We start from the raw sequence: 16,178 nt of genomic DNA on the forward strand, positions 1-16,178 counted from the left end.
GCGGAATGCCCCGTAATGACCCAAGCGCCATCGGTGCAGGCAATTTCAATCCGCCCGCCATAGGGTAGGGCTGTTTCAAGGCATTGTACCGCTAGAAAGGCCATTCGCACGGCCCAGCGCGGTTGTGGGTCAAGCGGCCCATAGACCGCTTGCAGCCGTCCACCATCCATACTGTCCGACAGGATCGACACAACCTCGGCCCGGCCAAGCGGCTGCGCACTTGCGGCACCGTATGCGATGCGAAAGAACCGTATGCGCGCGCTTGCATTGCCCACGCTTTCCGAGATCAGATCAAGTTCTGGCCCGGTTTGCCCATCGGACATACCAAGCAGTTCCAGGCCGTTGTTGATGGCCCCGATTGGCGATATGAGGTCATGACAGATGCGGCTGCCGATCAATGCAGCCAGATTGATGTTACTTTGGCCCATCAATGGCCCCCAGATAGTGAAGTGGTAAAGGCCTGCACATGGAAGATCTGAATGCCATTCTGGCTCCCGGCATGTTGGTACGTCACCCCCAATATGATGAGTGGGGGATTGGGCAGGTTCAAAGCAATATCGCAGCCAAAATCACCGTGAATTTCCCCAATGAGGGCAAGGTGGTGATTGATGGGACGCGGGTTGCATTGATCCCGGTCTTTGATGCTTGAACATCCTTTCTAAAACCTTAACGCATTGCAACCTCTGGTCGCATGCGCCGCCAATCTCTACCCATTTGTAAGATATACCGATACACCGCCCGCGATGAGCCTGACCAAAGACCCAGAATTTCGTGTGAGCCTTGTGGACGACCCGACAGACCTGCGGGCGGCGCAGGCCTTACGTTACGATGTTTTCGTGCGTGAACTGGGCGGTGGTGGCGCGATGGTCGATCATGATGCCGGGCTTGAACGTGACCGCTTCGATCCTTTTTTTGATCATCTTGTTCTGCACGATGATGCAGTGGGGCAGGTTGTGGCCGTTTACCGGATGCTGCGCGCTGAACAGGCTAGGGCAGCGGGGCAATTCTACTCTGAAGATGAGTATGATCTGATGCCCCTGCGCGGGACGGGGCGAAGGCTGCTCGAGCTGGGTCGATCTTGCGTGCACAAAGACTATCGCGGTGGACCCGCGCTGTACCATCTTTGGAATGGACTTGCCGCCTATGTGGCGCAGCATGAGATTGAAATCATGTTTGGTGTTGCGTCATTTCACGGCACGGACCCGGACGCCTTGGCGCAACCGCTGTCACTGCTGCATCATCGGCACCTTGCACCTGAACCGTTGCGCGTGACGGCCCGCGCACCACATGCCGCCTCAATGAACCTGATGCCCGAAGATCAGATCGACCGACGCGCGGCGATGGTGGATATGCCCGCCTTGATCAAAGCCTATCTGCGCCTTGGCGGTGTGGTGGGTGAGGGGGCTTATGTCGATCATGCCTTCAACACGACAGATGTGTGCCTGATCATGGATACGGCAGCCATGTCGGACCGCCAGAAGCGGATTTATGGAGCAGTTTCATGAACATGACATGGGACGGCGCGCCGCCGCCTGACCATGTGGTGCGCGGGCCAGCTTCGGTGCTGCGCGTCCTTTGGCGGGGCATGGGCATCATCTTGGTCATTGTCATCGGATTGGCGTTGCTCCTGCCTTTGCGCCTGATTGAAAGACCGTTCTTTGGATTGGCGCGCCCATGGACGCCGTGGATCACGCAGGTGGTGTGCCGCTTGTCCCTGTTCTGGCTTGGGCTGTCATACATCCGCACTGGCAAGCCGATAAAGGGACGGGGCGCTATCGTGGCCAACCACTCTTCCTGGTTGGACATCTTTGTTCTGAATGCGGCCGATCGTATCTATTTCGTGTCGAAATCCGAGGTGGCCGGCTGGCCCGGTATCGGAACACTGGCACGCGCGACGGGGACGTTGTTCATCGCCCGTGATCCACGCGCGGCCAAGGAGCAGACGGAGTTGTTCCAAGAGCGGTTGCTGGCCGGTCAACGACTTCTTTTCTTTCCCGAGGGCACCAGTACAGACGGCTTGCGCGTCTTGCCGTTCAAGACGACCCTGTTCGCGTCATTTTTTGCTGAGGACCTGCGCCCACATCTGTCCGTGCAACCGGTCACCGTGGCGTACCATGCGCCGAAGGGCCTTGATGCCCGGACCTATGGCTGGTGGGGTGACATGGAATTTGGCACACACCTGTTGGCAACGCTGGCATTGCCAAGACATGGGCGGGTGGAAGTGATCTATCATGCGCCGTTGCGTGTGTCCGACTTCGCGGATCGCAAGGCTTTGGCGGCAGCGGCAGAGGTGGTGGTGCGGGCCAGCCATGCGCTCGCAGGAGATGAACCGGAGGTAAACGACGGGGCCGAAGTTTAACCTTTTGTCGCGCAGAAGGCTGGATGGCCGAACGCTGCCAGCCTGTAACTCCTCGTACACTCCCCGTACACCATGGATGCAGCGCATTATGGCAAAGCGGCTGTTGCCGAGCAGATTTTGTGTTTGTTTGATCCAAAGGACGCGCTTGCGCGCGACGCTTATCCAGCCGCCTGTGACTGTTGTGCTCGCAATTGTGCAACTGGGCGTGGATGGTGGCGAATGGGGCTTGCCATTTCAGAGCGCTTGGCATAATCGGCGCGCATTAACTCCGCAGTTCGGGGCGGGCAGATGGGGGAGACATCCCCAAATGTCCACCGGTTGGCGCATCCGCGCTGATACCCCGGGCAAGGCGAAAACCGGAAAAGGATAAAGCACATGGCTCTTCCCGAGTTCTCCATGCGCCAGCTGCTCGAAGCAGGCGTACACTTTGGTCACCAGACACAGCGCTGGAACCCGCGCATGTCGCCCTTCATCTATGGCGCGCGCAACGGTATTCACATCATGGACCTGACACAGACGGTTCCGATGCTGGACCAGGCGCTGCAAGCGGTGCGTGACACCGTTGCAAAAGGCGGCCGCGTTCTGTTCGTCGGCACCAAGCGTCAGGCTGCTGGCCCCATCGCTGAAGCCGCTGAAAAATGCGCGCAGTACTACATGAACCACCGTTGGTTGGGCGGAACGCTGACCAACTGGCAGACCGTGTCGCAATCCATCAACCGTCTGAAGGCGATTGATGAGCAGGCCGAGAACGGGTTCGAAGGCCTGACGAAGAAAGAGCGTCTGGGCATGGAACGTGACCAGGGCAAGTTGCAAGCCTCGCTTGGCGGTATCCGCGAAATGGGCGGTCGTCCCGACTTGCTGTTCGTCATCGACGTCAAGAAAGAAGCGCTGGCCGTAGCAGAGGCCAACAAGCTGGGTATCCCGGTTGTGGCTGTGGTCGACACCAACTGCTCGCCCGACGGTGTTGATTACATCATTCCCGGCAACGATGACGCGGCCCGCGCGATTGCGCTGTACTGTGATCTGGCATCTCGCGCGGCCCTCGACGGCATGAGCGCCCAATTGGGTGCGGCTGGTGTTGACCTTGGCGCGATGGAAGAAGCGCCGGTTGAAGAAGCTGTGGCCGAAGAGGCACCTGCAGAAGAAGCTGCTGCCGAAGCGCCTGCGGAAAGCTGAAGCGTCACAGAACTGACATGTGCGGCGGGCTAAGCCCTGCCGCACCCCACACCTATTTGAGGAGAGCCAAGAGATGGCAATCACAGCAGCATTGGTGAAAGAACTGCGCGACAGCACCGGCGCAGGCATGATGGACGCGAAAAAAGCACTGACCGAGACCGGTGGCGACATGGAAGCCGCTGTTGACTGGCTGCGCACCAAGGGTCTGGCAAAAGCCGCCAAGAAATCCGGCCGTACGGCCGCCGAAGGTCTGGTGGCTGTTGTTGTCGATGGCGGCACAGGTGTCGCGGTCGAAGTGAACTCGGAAACCGACTTTGTCGGAAAGAACGCTGAGTTCCAGGAAATGGTGTCCGGCATCGCCAAGGCCGCTTTGGGCGTGGACGATGTTGAAGCACTTGCTGCTGCCGATATGGGCGGCAAGTCAGTGGCCGACGTCGTGACCGACAAGATCGCAACCATTGGTGAGAACATGTCCGTGCGCCGCATGGCCAAGATTTCGGGCGGCACGGTTGTGTCCTACGTCCACAATGCGGCAACCGCCGGCATGGGCAAGATCGGTGTTCTGGTTGCTATGGACGGCGGCGACGAGGCATTCGGCAAGCAGGTTGCGATGCACATCGCGGCTGTGAACCCCGCTGCGTTGTCCGAGGCCGACATGGATGCTGCCGTGGTTGAGAAGGAAAAGCAGGTTCAGATGGATATTGCCCGTGAAAGCGGCAAGCCTGAGCAGGTCATCGAGAAGATGATCGTCGGTCGGATGAAGAAATTCGTGGCCGAATCGACTCTGTTGAACCAGTCATTTGTCGTTAACCCCGATCTGACGGTCGAAGCGGCGGCCAAGGAAGCCGGCGCCACCATCACCGGCTTTGCCCGTCTGGAAGTGGGCGAAGGCATTGAGGTTGAGAAGGAAGACTTTGCAGCCGAGGTTGCGAAAGCCGCTCAGGGCTGATCTTTCCCTTGCATAGAACATGAAACGGCGTGCCCATTGTGGCACGCCGTTTTGCTTTGGAGGGATCGGTTCATGCTGGATGTGGGGGATGGTCACCGCCTGTGGTTCGAACAGGCTGGGAAAGGTGTAGATGCCCTCGTTCTGCATGGCGGGCCCGGGTCTGGTTGCAAGCCGGGTCACTATGATCTGTTCGATCTGTCGCGATACCGGGTGACCTTGCTGGATCAGCGCGGCTGTGGTCGTTCCGTGCCTTTGGCCTCAGAAACGCTGGAGGCTTTGGAGGCGAACACGACGCAGCATCTGATTGCCGACATCGAAACACTGCGTGTCCATCTGGGCGTGGAGGCTTGGGTGCTGTTCGGTGGTTCCTGGGGGTCGACATTGGCTTTGGCCTATGCCCAAGCCCATCCTACGCGCGTGCGCGCGATGGTGTTGGCGGGCGTGGCAACAACGGCTGAGCGAGACTTGCGTTGGTTGTATGGGGATGTGGGGAACATGTTTCCCGAAGCCTACGAGGCGTTTTGTGCAGCTGTGCCTCACGTGAGCAGGGACCCCGGTGCGACCATGGAGCGTATTCGTGCCTACGCTGATCTGTTGCGTGATCCGGTCCGTGCGCAAAGGGCGGCGGATGCGTGGTGCCAGTGGGAGACCGGGATTTTTGGCGGCGATATTCATGCACCGGGATCCCGCTATTCCAACCCGTCCTTCCGGCTGGGGTTTGCGCGGATCGTTACGCACTATTTTGCCCATGGTGCTTGGATGGAGGACGACCAATTGTTGCGGAATCTCCGATCCATCTCGCATATACCGTGCGCTATGATCCACAGCCGCTTCGATCCGTCCTGTCCGTTGCGTGCACCGTGGGAATTGGACCAAGCTTGGCCGGCAGCGACCCTGCGGGTGCTGACCGGCACCACCCATTCCGCATTGGACAAAGAGATGACCGTTGCCATTCGTTCAGCGACGGATTCATTGGCTATTTGAAGATGTGGGTGGGCGAGACCGCGTTTGGGGTCGCAATCCCGCCCGTTTGTCGGCGTCCTTGGCCACGGGGATGAGACACGTGGACGCTACAAAGTCCGACCCACCTGCTGAAAAATACACAGGCGAGCCGGGTCCGGAAGAACCGGTCGAAACGCATTGCCCTCGTAATCGCGAGAGGTCCGTTTCGCTGTTCCCTGGCTAAAGCCACCACTCACGGAACATCCCTACAATGCCAAATTTACCGCCTGTTAGCAAAGTGGGGGATTCCTTACCCAATGGTCAAAAATTTCAATAACTCGTCTTGAGGTTGTAATTTTGTGTCTTTTTTAGGCGATCATACACAGAAAATGGTCGAAAGAGCGCCTTCGATCAGATTTCAAAGGTCTGTTCCAGAGGCGCCCAGTGCGACAGAACTTGCAGATTCGTTCGTTCAAAAACCAGTACGTTGCCACCGCCGCCAGGCCCTTGATCATGGTCACGGCTGATGGGTGTGTTGGCGCAAGCGCAATACAAAAGCGAGCCGACCGCACCGTGCCCGACGACCAGGATATCACCTGGTGGCGCGGTTTCTGTCATGTTTTGAATGCTTGTCAGAATGCGCTTCTGTGCATCTTGTGCACGCTCCCACCCCCGGATTGATTGCGTGGGGTTGGCAAAGAATGCGTCGGCGGTGGCTTCGAACTCGACCGGAGGCAGGTAACCCGTTGCGGAGCGGTCATTTTCGTAGCTGTCTTTGGCGATGATGACGTCCAAGCCCAAGGCAGAGGCAAGTGGGTCAGCTGCATCACGTGCTTTGCGCTCAGGGCTCGAATAAACCGAACGGGTCCCATTCAGCCGGTCGCGGGCAATTGCGGCAAGGGCGTCTATTCGCGCTTTGCCCACGTCATTCAATGACCATTCGGTGATTGGTACATCTGGATTTATCAGAACCTGTGGATGGCTCAGATACATCAGTCGTGCAGCACGGGCCATTATGCTTCGAGGATAAACATCTGATTTGCAAAGGCCGCCTTCAGGACAGCTTGGGCTGTGGTTTCCACTGCCAGTGCTTCCCGCGCGAGGCGAAGATGCTTTTCAACTGTCGCCGACGTTAGCCCCATCAAAACTGCAATATCCTGCATGGTCTTGCCATCGCCAACCCATTCCAGAGCTTCACGCTGGCGTTTGGTCAGCGACCGATTTGGAGCCGTATAGGGCAGGGTGAGAATTTTAAGGTGTGCCACATTGTTCATGAGGTGGATGTCGCGCCCATGTTCCGCCCACACCGCGTCGATCTCTTCCTGCGTCATGCCCGCGCGTGCCGTCAGGGCAATTGCGCCCTTAGAGCGGGCAGAGACCGACTTGAAGCTGATCGTGTATCCCACGGTTACACCCATGGAATAATTGAACTCCAGGACGCGCTGCTCAGACGGGCTAAGTGTTTCAGAGGACTGCATTTGCGCCAGGATGCCCCAGCTGCACGCCCCTTCGTTGTTCAAGGCCCAGTTGACCATCGGGGCGTGCACATAGTGTTGTTCGCCCAGGAAGGTGTCCGTATAGGCGCGGTCGTGATTTGTAAGGATGATGAAATCCTCTGGGTCCCCCAGCGAGTTGCCCGAACGGTAGCGGGTGAAGCCATAGATCAACCTGTCAAACCCGTATTCGGCCATCTTGCGCGAATGGGCTTCCCATAGTTCCTCTATGGTTTGGCAGTTCGACAGCCTGTGCAGATAGCTTTTCAAGTCCGCCCCCCAAGGTGTCCTATCAACGCGTCCAGAGCCAGAGTATAGCCTGCAACGCCAAAGCCGCAAATCATGCCAACGGCGACCGGCGCAATATAGCTGTGGTGCCGGAATGCCTCCCGTGCGTGGATATTGCTGAGGTGCAGTTCCACGACCGGCAGTTCGGTTCCAAGGATCGCATCATGCAAGGCGATCGATGTGTGCGTGTAAGCGCCCGCATTCAGAACGATCCCGTCATGTGTGCCCTTCGCCGCATGAATCGCGTCAACCAGCCCGCCCTCGTGATTGGACTGCCCGCATGTGACGTCATATCCGTTCTTCGTCCCGTGCTCGCGACATAGCTGCTCGACCTCAGGCAACGTCGTTGCGCCGTAAATCTCGGGCTGTCGGGTGCCGAGCAGATTCAGATTGGGGCCGTTGAGGACAAGAACAGAAGTCATGGGAAAAACCTTAGATTTATGCTGGTGTTATCCATTCTGCCCCACATCTGTCCAGTGCGGGGTTATACGGATGGGTCAAAGACCGCCAATCCAAGCCATTCTGCAACAAGTGCTGGCGTTTCCGATCCCTCAATGTCGATCGTCAACGCCATGGTCCGCAACAACTCACTTTCGTTCCGCTTTTGAACGTCGTTGAGTGTGAAACGTCCTCGCAGCCGGTTGCCGGGCCGCACCACAGCCAGGAAACGTAGACGATTGAAGCCGTAGTTTATTCCCATGACTTGCCCAGGCATGAGGGGAAAGCAGTCATATGCGAAACGCGATGCCAGGCTGAGTGTCAGGAAACCGTGCGCAATTGTGCTGCCAAAGGGTGTATCTTTGGCCCGCGCCGGATCGACATGAATCCACTGATCATCATGGGTGGTTGCCGCAAACTGGTCGATCATTGCCTGATCGACGGTGATCCAGTTGGATACGCCAACTTCGGTCCCGACCTGTTGCGATAGTGTTTCCAGCGCAGCGTCGATGCTCATGGATCGGCGCCCACACGCACCATGCGTTTGCCGGTGTTGTCGCCGTTTAACAGTCCGATCAGGGCCTTTGGCGCGTTTTCCAGCCCTTCGACGATATCTTCGGTGACCTTGATCTTTCCTTGCTGGACCCAGGCTTGCAACGCGCGCGTTGCCTTGGCGTCGTCGCGCGCAAAGTCCATGACGATGAACCCTTCCATAAGCAGGCGTTTGACGACAACAACGCCGGGCAGGTTGCGGGGGCCGGTAGGGTTGGTCGTGTCATACTGGCTGATTGCGCCACAGCACACGACGCGACCACGTTCGTTCATGAGGGCCAAAGTGGCTTCAAGAATGTCTCCACCCACATTGTCGAAATAGACGTCGATGCCATTCGGACAGGCTGCCTTGAGGGCTTTGAACACACCGCCCGCGTGGTAGTCGATGCAGGCGTCGAACCCCAGATTGTCAGTGACAAATGCACATTTCTCTGGTCCTCCGGCAATCCCAACCACGCGGCACCCAAGGGCTTTACCAATCTGACCAACATAGCCACCGACGGATCCCGCGGCGGCGCTCACCACGATGGTTTCGCCAGCCAACGGTTGACCGATCTGCATCAGCCCATGGAAGGCTGTTTTGCCTGCAATACCGTATACACTCAGCAGATGGCTGAGCGGTTGGACCTTGGGCAGCTTCTGCAACTTGTGGGCCGGGCGCGTGACATGGTCGGCCCAAACACTCTCTGCCGCGACGATGTCACCAGGTGCGAGGCGGGGCGACTTGCTCTCTACCACTTCGCAGATTGCGTAGGTGGGCATCGGGTCACCCGCATTCACTGCGTCGCGGTAGGTTGCACCCTGCATCCACGACCGGTTGGCAGCGTCGATGCTCATCAGGATGGTGCGCAAGAGTACCTCGCCGTCCTGTGGGGTGGGCATGGCCACATCCTGCAGTTCGAATTGTTCGGGGCCAAGCGCACCCTGAGGCAGGCTGGCAACGACAATCTGACGGTTGGTCATAGTATGGCTCCTGTGTATGAGGGGGCATGACGAGAGAGTACCGACAACCCGTTTACGCGCCGCCCGCCGGGGCAGCAGACCTGTTTCTGATACGGCATGGCGAAAGTGCACCCGCGCGACCGGGTGTGAGTTTTCCAATGAAGGATGGCAGCGGCGATCCACCGTTGCATCCGCAGGGTGAACGGCAGGCATTGGCCGTTGGAGAACGCCTCAAAGGTGAAGCGTTTGCAGCGCTTTACGTGACGAAGTTGACACGTACGCACCAGACGGCGGCGCCTCTTGCGCAGCACTTGGGTATGACCCCGATCGAAAACCCCAACTTGCATGAGGTGAATCTTGGTGACTGGGATGGGGGCCTGTATCGTATCAAGGCCGCCGAGGGAGACCCGATCTATCAACGCGTCCGAGATACGCAGGACTGGTCGCCGATCCCTGGGGCAGAGAGTCGCGATGTGTTTTTTGGCCGGGTGCGCCAGGGGTTGATGGACGTCGCGCAAGCCCATGGGAACGAGCGCGTCGCGGTCTTTGTCCACGGAGGTGTGATCGGTGCCGCCCTTGCCATGGCAACCGGGTCGGAACCCTTTGCGTTTCTCGGCGCAGCCAACGGATCGATCAGCCGCCTCGTCATCGATGGTCAGCGTATGATCGTGCGGGGGTTCAATGAAACGCAGCACCTGGACCACCTTTAGTCGTTTGTGAGCACAACCTTGCCCAAGACCTTGCGGTCGGCGATCAAGTCCAGCGCCTTGGCCGCGTCCTGCATCGGAAAACTGGCAGAGATGTGCGGTTTTACTTGGCCTTTCTCATACATCTCAAAGAGTTCCGCGATATTTTGCATGTGCCCTGCGGGATTGCGGTAGATTGAGGCACCCCAGAATACCCCGACGATCTGGCACGATTTCAAAAGCGTCAGGTTCAGTGGGATGGCGGGAATACCGGCAGGAAACCCGACAACCAGAAAACGGCCGCTCCAAGCCATCGACCGGATCACGGGTTCGGCATAGTCGCCACCCACGGCGTCATAGGCCACGTGAACGCCTTCTGAGCCAGCGACCTTCTTGATCTCACCCGAGAGAGCTTTTTGCGCATCACGGTCCATTTCGCGTGGGTAGATGATTGCATCGTCAGCGCCCAGATCGCGGCAAAACTGCGCTTTTTCCTCAGAACTCACCGCGGCGATCACGCGGGCACCGGCCGCCTTGCCAAGCTCAATCGCTGCCGCACCGACGCCGCCGGCCGCGCCCAGAATGAGAAGTGTTTCGCCGTCCTTCAATTCTCCTCGGCTTTTCAATGCGTAGTGGGAGGTCCCGTATGTGAAGATGAAGCAGGCCGCCTCATCGAACGGCATGTTGTCGGGGATTTTCACGCAAGACGTTGCAGGGGCACAAAGATGGGTGGTGAAGCCACCAAAACCGGTCATGGCTAGCACGCGGTCGCCGACTGCCAGATGCGAAACGCCGTCGCCCAGCGCCTCGACAACGCCTGACACCTCGCCGCCAGGGGCAAAAGGGCGTGGTGGTTTGACCTGGTAGAGATCACGAATGATCAATGTGTCTGGAAAGTTCACGCCGGCTGCTTTGACTGCAATTCGCACTTCGCCTTTCTTTGGTTCCGGCGTGGATCCTTCGGTCCATTCCAGCGTTTCGGGGCCACCGGGTGCGGTGCTGAGCATGGCGTGCATATAGGGTCCTCCCACCCATGACGTTACGGCAGGGGTGCAATGTGCCTGCCTTTGTCTCATCCTGCAGTTGAGGAGGCGCGGCTGTAAAGTCGCGGACAGGGCGACGTAACGGTAGCCTGCAGACGGGAGGAGAGAGCCATGGACCCCAACACCCTTTTTTCATTGAATGGAAAGGTGGCTCTTGTCACCGGTGGTGCGACCGGCATTGGGCGGATGGCCGCCACAGGTCTGATGATGGCGGGCGCGCGTGTTCTGATCGCAAGTCGCAAAGGCGACGCCTGCGAGGCTGTCGCTGCCGAGCTGAACGCCATGGATGCGCAGGGTTCCGCCGAGGGGTTCGCAGGTGATGTCGGCAGCGAAGAAGGTATCGCAGCCCTAGTCGCTGAGGTCTCCAAACGCACAGACAAACTGCATATCCTGATGAACAATTCCGGCGTCACTTGGGGTGCGCCGATGGGGCAGTTTCCACATCAGGCATGGGAAAAGGTCATGAACGTCAACGTGGCCGGTCTGTTTCACCTCACGCAGAGCCTGCTGCCGATCCTGATCAAGACCGCGACTGCAGATGATCCGGCGCGCGTGATCAACGTTGGGTCGGTCATGGGCGATGCGCCATTGGGCGACGGGGCCTATTCGTACGCTGCGTCCAAGGCGGCCGTGCTGCACATGACCAAGATCATGGCCAAAGAGCTGGCGGGGCACCACGTGACCGTGAATGCGCTGGCACCGGGGCCGTTTGTCAGCAAGATGACGGCCTTCGCTACAGCAGATGAAGGTATGCGTAAGAAGGTTGGCGCCGATGTTCCCTTAGGTCGCGTGGGCCGTGACGAGGATATCGCAGGCTGCATGCAGTTCCTGTGCGGGCAGGGCGGTGCCTACCTCACTGGGGCCATCTTACCGGTGTCTGGGGGCATTCAGGTCATGTCTGGCCCAAACCTGTTCCGCGCGGCGCTGGAGGGATGATCCGCTTCGACGATCAGGTTGCCATTGTGACGGGGGCCGGCGCGGGCTTGGGGCGTTCTCATGCCGTGGGGTTGGCTGCGCGTGGCGCGCGGGTGGTTGTGAATGATATGGGCGACGCCACTTCAGTGGTTTCGGACATCGAGACGGCGGGCGGGCAGGCTTTGGCAATCGCTGCCGACGTCTCGGATGCAGACTCAGTCCGAGGCATGGTCGCGCAGGTTATGGAGCGTTGGGGACGTGTCGACATCCTGATCAACAACGCCGGTATCTTGCGCGACAAGACCTTTGCCAAGATGGACATGGATGACTTTGCCAAGGTGATCGATGTGCACCTAATGGGAACGGCGCAGTGCTGTCACTCGGTGTGGCCGATCATGCGTGCACAGGGTTATGGCCGCATCGTGCTGACGGCCTCCGGATCGGGGTTGTACGGCAACTTTGGTCAATCCAACTATGGAGCAGCCAAGGCGGCGATGGTCGGTTTGATGAATGTGCTGCATCTTGAGGGTGCGCGGGATGACATCCGGATCAATACGCTGGCCCCAACTGCGGCAACGGCAATGACCGAAGGGTTACTGCCGCAAGCGGCGCTGGATCTGCTCCAGCCCGAAACAATCACTCCTGGTGTTCTGCACCTTGTCAGTCAGGATGCACCAAGTGGCACAATCCTATCAGCGGGTGCCGGCACATTTGCGGTCACTCGGATTACAGAAACCCAAGGTGCGTTGATCGAGGGCGAGATCACCCCCGAAGCCGTTGCCGCCGCGTGGTCCAAAATCTCCGATCCCACGGATGCTGAACCACTGGAAAACGCTTTTGCCCAGACTCGCAAATACGCACTGCGCGCGGCGAAGGCTAAAGGGGTCGATCTTGACTGGTAGCGGCCAATGTTCCTTCATCTTACCAAGGAAAATCCGGGGTCCGGGGCAGCGTCCCGGTCCGTTCCTCTCAACCCGAACAAGGACCAGATAAATGCGCGACGCTGTCATCGTCTCAACCGCTCGGACCCCCATCGGCAAAGCCTATCGCGGGGCATTCAATGCGACGACGCCACAGGCTTTGGCGGCCCATGCCATCGAACACGCCGTCAAACGGGCTGGCATTGAAGGTGGCGACGTGCAGGACGTGATCCTTGGGGCAGCGCTGCAACAGGGGCACACTGCCAGCAACATCGCGCGGCAGGCGGCTATTCGGGCCGGATTGCCCGTGACTGTGGCGGGCATGAGTGTGGATCGGCAATGTGCATCCGGGATGATGGCCATTGCCACGGCTTCCAAACAGGTGGTCCAAGATGGGATGGATGTGGTCATCGGCGGCGGGGTTGAATCCGTATCGATGGTTCAAACCCCCGAGATGCGTGCGCATGGCGACCCGTGGCTCAAAGAGAAAAAGCCGGAAATCTATATGACCATGCTGGAGACGGCAGAAACAGTGGCTGATCGGTATGGCATCAGCCGCGCGGCCCAAGACCGTTACGCGGTACAATCCCAGGCTCGCACTGCCGCCGCGCAAGAGGCGGGCAAGTTTGCGGACGAGATTGTGCCCATGTCAACGGTGATGAAGTTTCAAGACAAAGAAACCAAGGCGATTTCCGAGCATGAAGTCACCTTGGAGAAAGACGAAGGCAATCGCCCCGGCACGACATATGAAAACATTGCTGGTCTCAAACCGGTGTTTTCGAACGGCATTCATGTAGAGCAAGGCGAGTACATCACCGCAGGCAATGCATCGCAGCTGTCTGATGGTGCATCAGCGGCGGTCGTGATGGAGGCGTCGTTGGCGGAGAAAAAGGGCCTGAGCCCTCTTGGCCGCTGCGTCGGAGTGATGGCCGCAGGTTGCGAACCCGACGAAATGGGCATTGGTCCGGTCTTTGCCGTTCCCCGTCTTCTTGAGGCGCATGGGCTTGCAATGGACGACATTGGACTTTGGGAACTGAACGAGGCCTTTGCCGTTCAGGTGCTGTACTGCCGCGATACACTTGGTATCCCTGATGAGCTGTTGAACGTGAGTGGTGGTGCCATCTCGATTGGGCATCCCTATGGCATGTCTGGCGCGCGGATGGTCGGTCATGCTTTGATCGAAGGCAAGCGGCGCGGCGCGAAACATGTGGTGTGCACCATGTGTGTCGGCGGCGGCATGGGTGCGGCCGGGCTATTCGAAGTGCTTTGAGCATCTTATCTTGGAGCGGTCGAGATTTTTGGTGAAGCGACGGGCTGGGCGATGGATAAACAAGTGACACGGCAGGATCAGTTGCCAACCGCATTGCAAGGCCTCCGCATTCCAATGATTGCAGCCCCTCTATTCATCATCTCGGTGCCCGAATTGGTGATTGCCCAATGCAAGGCGGGCATCGTTGGATCGTTTCCGGCACTGAATGCACGTGAGGATGAGGGTGAACCGCCGCTTCTGGACGCGTGGCTGACACAGATTTCAGAAGAGCTTGACCGTCACAACCAGGCCAATCCCGACACACCTGCAGCCCCCTTTGCCGTCAATCAGATCGTGCACAGGTCGAACGGGCGGCTGGAGCGCGACCTGGAGATTTGCGTCCGGCACAAGGTCCCAATCTGGATCACATCGCTGGGCGCACGCGTCGAAGTAAACGAGGCTGCACATTCCTGCGGCGGCGTTGTCCTGCATGACATCATCAACAACACGTTTGCCCGAAAAGCGATAGACAAAGGCGCCGATGGTCTGGTCGCCGTTGCGGCGGGAGCAGGTGGTCACGCCGGCCAACAGTCTCCCTTTGCTCTTATCCGCGAAATCCGAGAATGGTTTGATGGTCCAGTAGCTCTTTCTGGCGCCATCGCTACGGGTGAAGCATTGTTGGCCGCTCGCGCATTGGGTGCCGATTTTGGTTATGTCGGCTCACCTTTTGTTGCGACAGACGAAGCCAACGCGGTTCAGGGATATAAGGACATGATCGTAGAAAGCGGTGCCGAGGACATCGTCTATTCCTCACTGTTTACTGGTGTGTGGGGCAACTACCTGCGCGGTTCGGTCGAAGCGGCTGGTATGGATCCTGATAACCTGCCCACCGCAGATGCTGCATCGATGAACTTCTCATCGGGGTCTTCTAAGCCCAAGGCCTGGAAGACAATCTGGGGGTCAGGACAGGGGGTGGGGGCTGTCACCTCGATAGGACCCGCGGCCGCAATCGTCGATAGGATCGCCGGAGAATATGCGGAAGCCGGGGCGCGGCTGGCTCGGGATTTTTCAGGAAAACTGTGATGGACACCCAAACACTCGATACAGCCGCGGTGGCAGCCTTTCTCAAAGACAAGTTGCCAGGGTTTGACAAATCCATCGAGGCGACAAAGTTCGCGGGCGGCCAATCCAACCCGACATTCCTTTTGCAGACACATGCCGGGAACTACGTTTTACGGCGCAAGCCACCGGGGCAGCTTTTAAAATCGGCCCATGCGGTGGATCGAGAGTTTCGTGTGCAAAAGGCACTTCACGGTTCGGATGTACCGGTCGCCAAAATGCAATTTCTGTGCCAGGACCCGGCCGTCATCGGGTCTGACTTCTATGTCATGGACCATGTCGTAGGGCGGAATTTCAACGAGCCGACCATGGATGGTGTGAACATCGAAGATCGGACGGCCATCATTGAAGATATGAACCGCGTTTTGGCAGCTTTGCACGAGGTTGATGTCGATGCCGTTGGGCTGTCGGATTATGGTCCGCCCGGGCACTACCTGGAGCGGCAGGTTGCCCGCTGGACGAAGCAGTATCGCGCGTCTGAAACCCAGAACATCCCATCGATGAACAGGTTGATTGAGCGGCTTGAGGCAGACATGCCCGAAGATGATGGCCAGCGCACACTGGTGCATGGAGACTACCGCATCGACAATATGATCTTTGAGGCGGAGGGCACGCGTTGTCTCGCCGTTCTGGATTGGGAACTCAGCACAATCGGGCACCCCTACGCGGATCTGGCATCGGTCATCATGCAATGGCAACTTCCAGCCGGACCGCAAGGCCGAGGATTGATGGGCGTGGACCGCGCCAGTTTGGGGCTGCCATCGGATGCAGAATTTGTTGCGGCATATTGCCAAAGACGCGGGTTGGAGCATGTCGATCGGTTCGGTTTCTTCGTTGCGTTTTGCTTTTTTCGCATGGGAGCGATCATCCAAGGTGTCCTAAAACGGGCGCTCGACGGGAATGCATCCAATCCGGAACGGGCAATGCAGCTCGGGGCGTTTGTTCCAGTGTTTGCCGATAACGGCCTCAAGGCACTTGAGCACGATAAATAACAGTCTGTTACAGGTCTTTCCTGAAGTGATACTTCAAGAATATATCAGGCATGGCAAAGGCATGCCCGGATTCAACCTAGACGCTTGACTTATCCTGTACCTGTGCAACGCTGGA

At 58.4% G+C, this 16,178-nt stretch carries 19 protein-coding genes; 12 read left to right on the forward strand and 7 right to left on the reverse strand.

Features of this window, described 5'->3' with window-relative positions; genetic code table 11:
• On the reverse strand, positions 1 to 428 hold a 428-nt coding region (locus AC6RA8_RS07680; protein WP_500351735.1), incomplete at its 3' end, for a histidine phosphotransferase family protein.
• Positions 429 to 466: 38 nt separating this feature from the next.
• On the opposite strand from AC6RA8_RS07680, the gene AC6RA8_RS07685 reads away from it, so the two are divergent.
• The 6 genes from AC6RA8_RS07685 (at position 467) to pip (ending at position 5,468) form a co-directional block, all read left to right on the forward strand.
• Positions 467 to 649 (forward strand): DUF3553 domain-containing protein, encoded by a 183-nt coding sequence (locus AC6RA8_RS07685; protein ID WP_500351737.1) that lies wholly within the window; start codon positions 467 to 469, stop codon positions 647 to 649.
• A gap of 94 nt (positions 650 to 743) precedes the next feature.
• A complete protein-coding gene (gene olsB / locus AC6RA8_RS07690) occupies positions 744 to 1,505 on the forward strand; it encodes an L-ornithine N(alpha)-acyltransferase (RefSeq protein WP_500351738.1) in 762 nt (253 codons plus the stop codon).
• The gene (olsA, locus tag AC6RA8_RS07695) at positions 1,502 to 2,359 is read left to right on the forward strand and encodes a lyso-ornithine lipid O-acyltransferase (protein WP_500351740.1); all 858 of its coding nucleotides are present in this window, start codon (positions 1,502 to 1,504) and stop codon (positions 2,357 to 2,359) included. Before olsB ends, olsA begins: the two co-directional genes overlap by 4 nt.
• Positions 2,360 to 2,734: 375 nt before the next feature.
• Complete coding sequence (gene rpsB / locus AC6RA8_RS07700) at positions 2,735 to 3,535, forward strand: 30S ribosomal protein S2 (protein WP_189370755.1); 801 nt, start codon at positions 2,735 to 2,737, stop codon at positions 3,533 to 3,535.
• A 73-nt stretch (positions 3,536 to 3,608) separates the two neighbouring features.
• A complete protein-coding gene (gene tsf / locus AC6RA8_RS07705; RefSeq protein WP_500351742.1) occupies positions 3,609 to 4,484 on the forward strand; it encodes a translation elongation factor Ts in 876 nt (291 codons plus the stop codon).
• Positions 4,485 to 4,556: 72 nt separating this feature from the next.
• A complete protein-coding gene (gene pip, locus AC6RA8_RS07710) occupies positions 4,557 to 5,468 on the forward strand; it encodes a prolyl aminopeptidase (RefSeq protein ID WP_500351743.1) in 912 nt (303 codons plus the stop codon).
• A gap of 369 nt (positions 5,469 to 5,837) precedes the next feature.
• Here pip and AC6RA8_RS07715 read toward each other — a convergent pair whose 3' ends face one another.
• The 5 genes from AC6RA8_RS07715 to AC6RA8_RS07735 form a co-directional block, all read right to left on the reverse strand.
• Positions 5,838 to 6,440: a histidine phosphatase family protein gene (locus tag AC6RA8_RS07715; RefSeq protein WP_500351745.1), complete on the reverse strand. Its 603-nt coding sequence runs from the start codon at positions 6,438 to 6,440 to the stop codon at positions 5,838 to 5,840.
• A complete protein-coding gene (locus AC6RA8_RS07720) occupies positions 6,440 to 7,189 on the reverse strand; it encodes a LuxR family transcriptional regulator (protein ID WP_500351747.1) in 750 nt (249 codons plus the stop codon). Before AC6RA8_RS07720 ends, AC6RA8_RS07715 begins: the two co-directional genes overlap by 1 nt.
• The gene (aroQ, locus tag AC6RA8_RS07725; RefSeq protein WP_500351749.1) at positions 7,186 to 7,629 is read right to left on the reverse strand and encodes a type II 3-dehydroquinate dehydratase; all 444 of its coding nucleotides are present in this window, start codon (positions 7,627 to 7,629) and stop codon (positions 7,186 to 7,188) included. Before aroQ ends, AC6RA8_RS07720 begins: the two co-directional genes overlap by 4 nt.
• Positions 7,630 to 7,691: 62 nt before the next feature.
• Positions 7,692 to 8,162, reverse strand: coding sequence for a MaoC family dehydratase (locus AC6RA8_RS07730; RefSeq protein ID WP_500351751.1), 471 nt, complete (start codon positions 8,160 to 8,162; stop codon positions 7,692 to 7,694).
• Complete coding sequence (locus AC6RA8_RS07735) at positions 8,159 to 9,160, reverse strand: NADP-dependent oxidoreductase (protein WP_500351752.1); 1,002 nt, start codon at positions 9,158 to 9,160, stop codon at positions 8,159 to 8,161. The genes AC6RA8_RS07730 and AC6RA8_RS07735 overlap by 4 nt, the downstream gene beginning before the upstream one ends.
• 26 nt (positions 9,161 to 9,186) lie before the next feature.
• On the opposite strand from AC6RA8_RS07735, the gene AC6RA8_RS07740 reads away from it, so the two are divergent.
• Positions 9,187 to 9,849: a histidine phosphatase family protein gene (locus tag AC6RA8_RS07740; protein ID WP_500351753.1), complete on the forward strand. Its 663-nt coding sequence runs from the start codon at positions 9,187 to 9,189 to the stop codon at positions 9,847 to 9,849.
• On the opposite strand, the gene AC6RA8_RS07745 is transcribed toward AC6RA8_RS07740, so the two are convergent.
• Positions 9,846 to 10,841: an NADPH:quinone oxidoreductase family protein gene (locus AC6RA8_RS07745; RefSeq protein WP_500351754.1), complete on the reverse strand. Its 996-nt coding sequence runs from the start codon at positions 10,839 to 10,841 to the stop codon at positions 9,846 to 9,848. The two genes, AC6RA8_RS07740 and AC6RA8_RS07745, sit on opposite strands and share 4 nt — an antisense overlap.
• Before the next feature lie 138 nt (positions 10,842 to 10,979).
• Between AC6RA8_RS07745 and AC6RA8_RS07750 the strand changes: the two genes are divergently transcribed.
• The 5 genes from AC6RA8_RS07750 to AC6RA8_RS07770 all read left to right on the forward strand — a co-directional run bounded on the left by AC6RA8_RS07750 (position 10,980) and on the right by AC6RA8_RS07770 (position 16,063).
• Positions 10,980 to 11,804: an SDR family NAD(P)-dependent oxidoreductase gene (locus AC6RA8_RS07750; RefSeq protein WP_500351756.1), complete on the forward strand. Its 825-nt coding sequence runs from the start codon at positions 10,980 to 10,982 to the stop codon at positions 11,802 to 11,804.
• Positions 11,801 to 12,685, forward strand: a complete 885-nt coding sequence (locus AC6RA8_RS07755) for an SDR family NAD(P)-dependent oxidoreductase (protein WP_500351758.1) — start codon at positions 11,801 to 11,803, stop codon at positions 12,683 to 12,685. The genes AC6RA8_RS07750 and AC6RA8_RS07755 overlap by 4 nt, the downstream gene beginning before the upstream one ends.
• A 91-nt stretch (positions 12,686 to 12,776) precedes the next feature.
• Positions 12,777 to 13,973 (forward strand): acetyl-CoA C-acyltransferase, encoded by a 1,197-nt coding sequence (locus AC6RA8_RS07760; RefSeq protein ID WP_500351759.1) that lies wholly within the window; start codon positions 12,777 to 12,779, stop codon positions 13,971 to 13,973.
• Between the two features lie 51 nt (positions 13,974 to 14,024).
• Positions 14,025 to 15,035: an NAD(P)H-dependent flavin oxidoreductase gene (locus tag AC6RA8_RS07765; protein ID WP_500351761.1), complete on the forward strand. Its 1,011-nt coding sequence runs from the start codon at positions 14,025 to 14,027 to the stop codon at positions 15,033 to 15,035.
• The gene (locus AC6RA8_RS07770; RefSeq protein WP_500351763.1) at positions 15,035 to 16,063 is read left to right on the forward strand and encodes a phosphotransferase family protein; all 1,029 of its coding nucleotides are present in this window, start codon (positions 15,035 to 15,037) and stop codon (positions 16,061 to 16,063) included. Before AC6RA8_RS07765 ends, AC6RA8_RS07770 begins: the two co-directional genes overlap by 1 nt.
• The last annotated feature ends 115 nt before the right edge of the window (positions 16,064 to 16,178 follow it).

The sequence above is a fragment of the Tateyamaria sp. genome, from assembly GCF_059783535.1.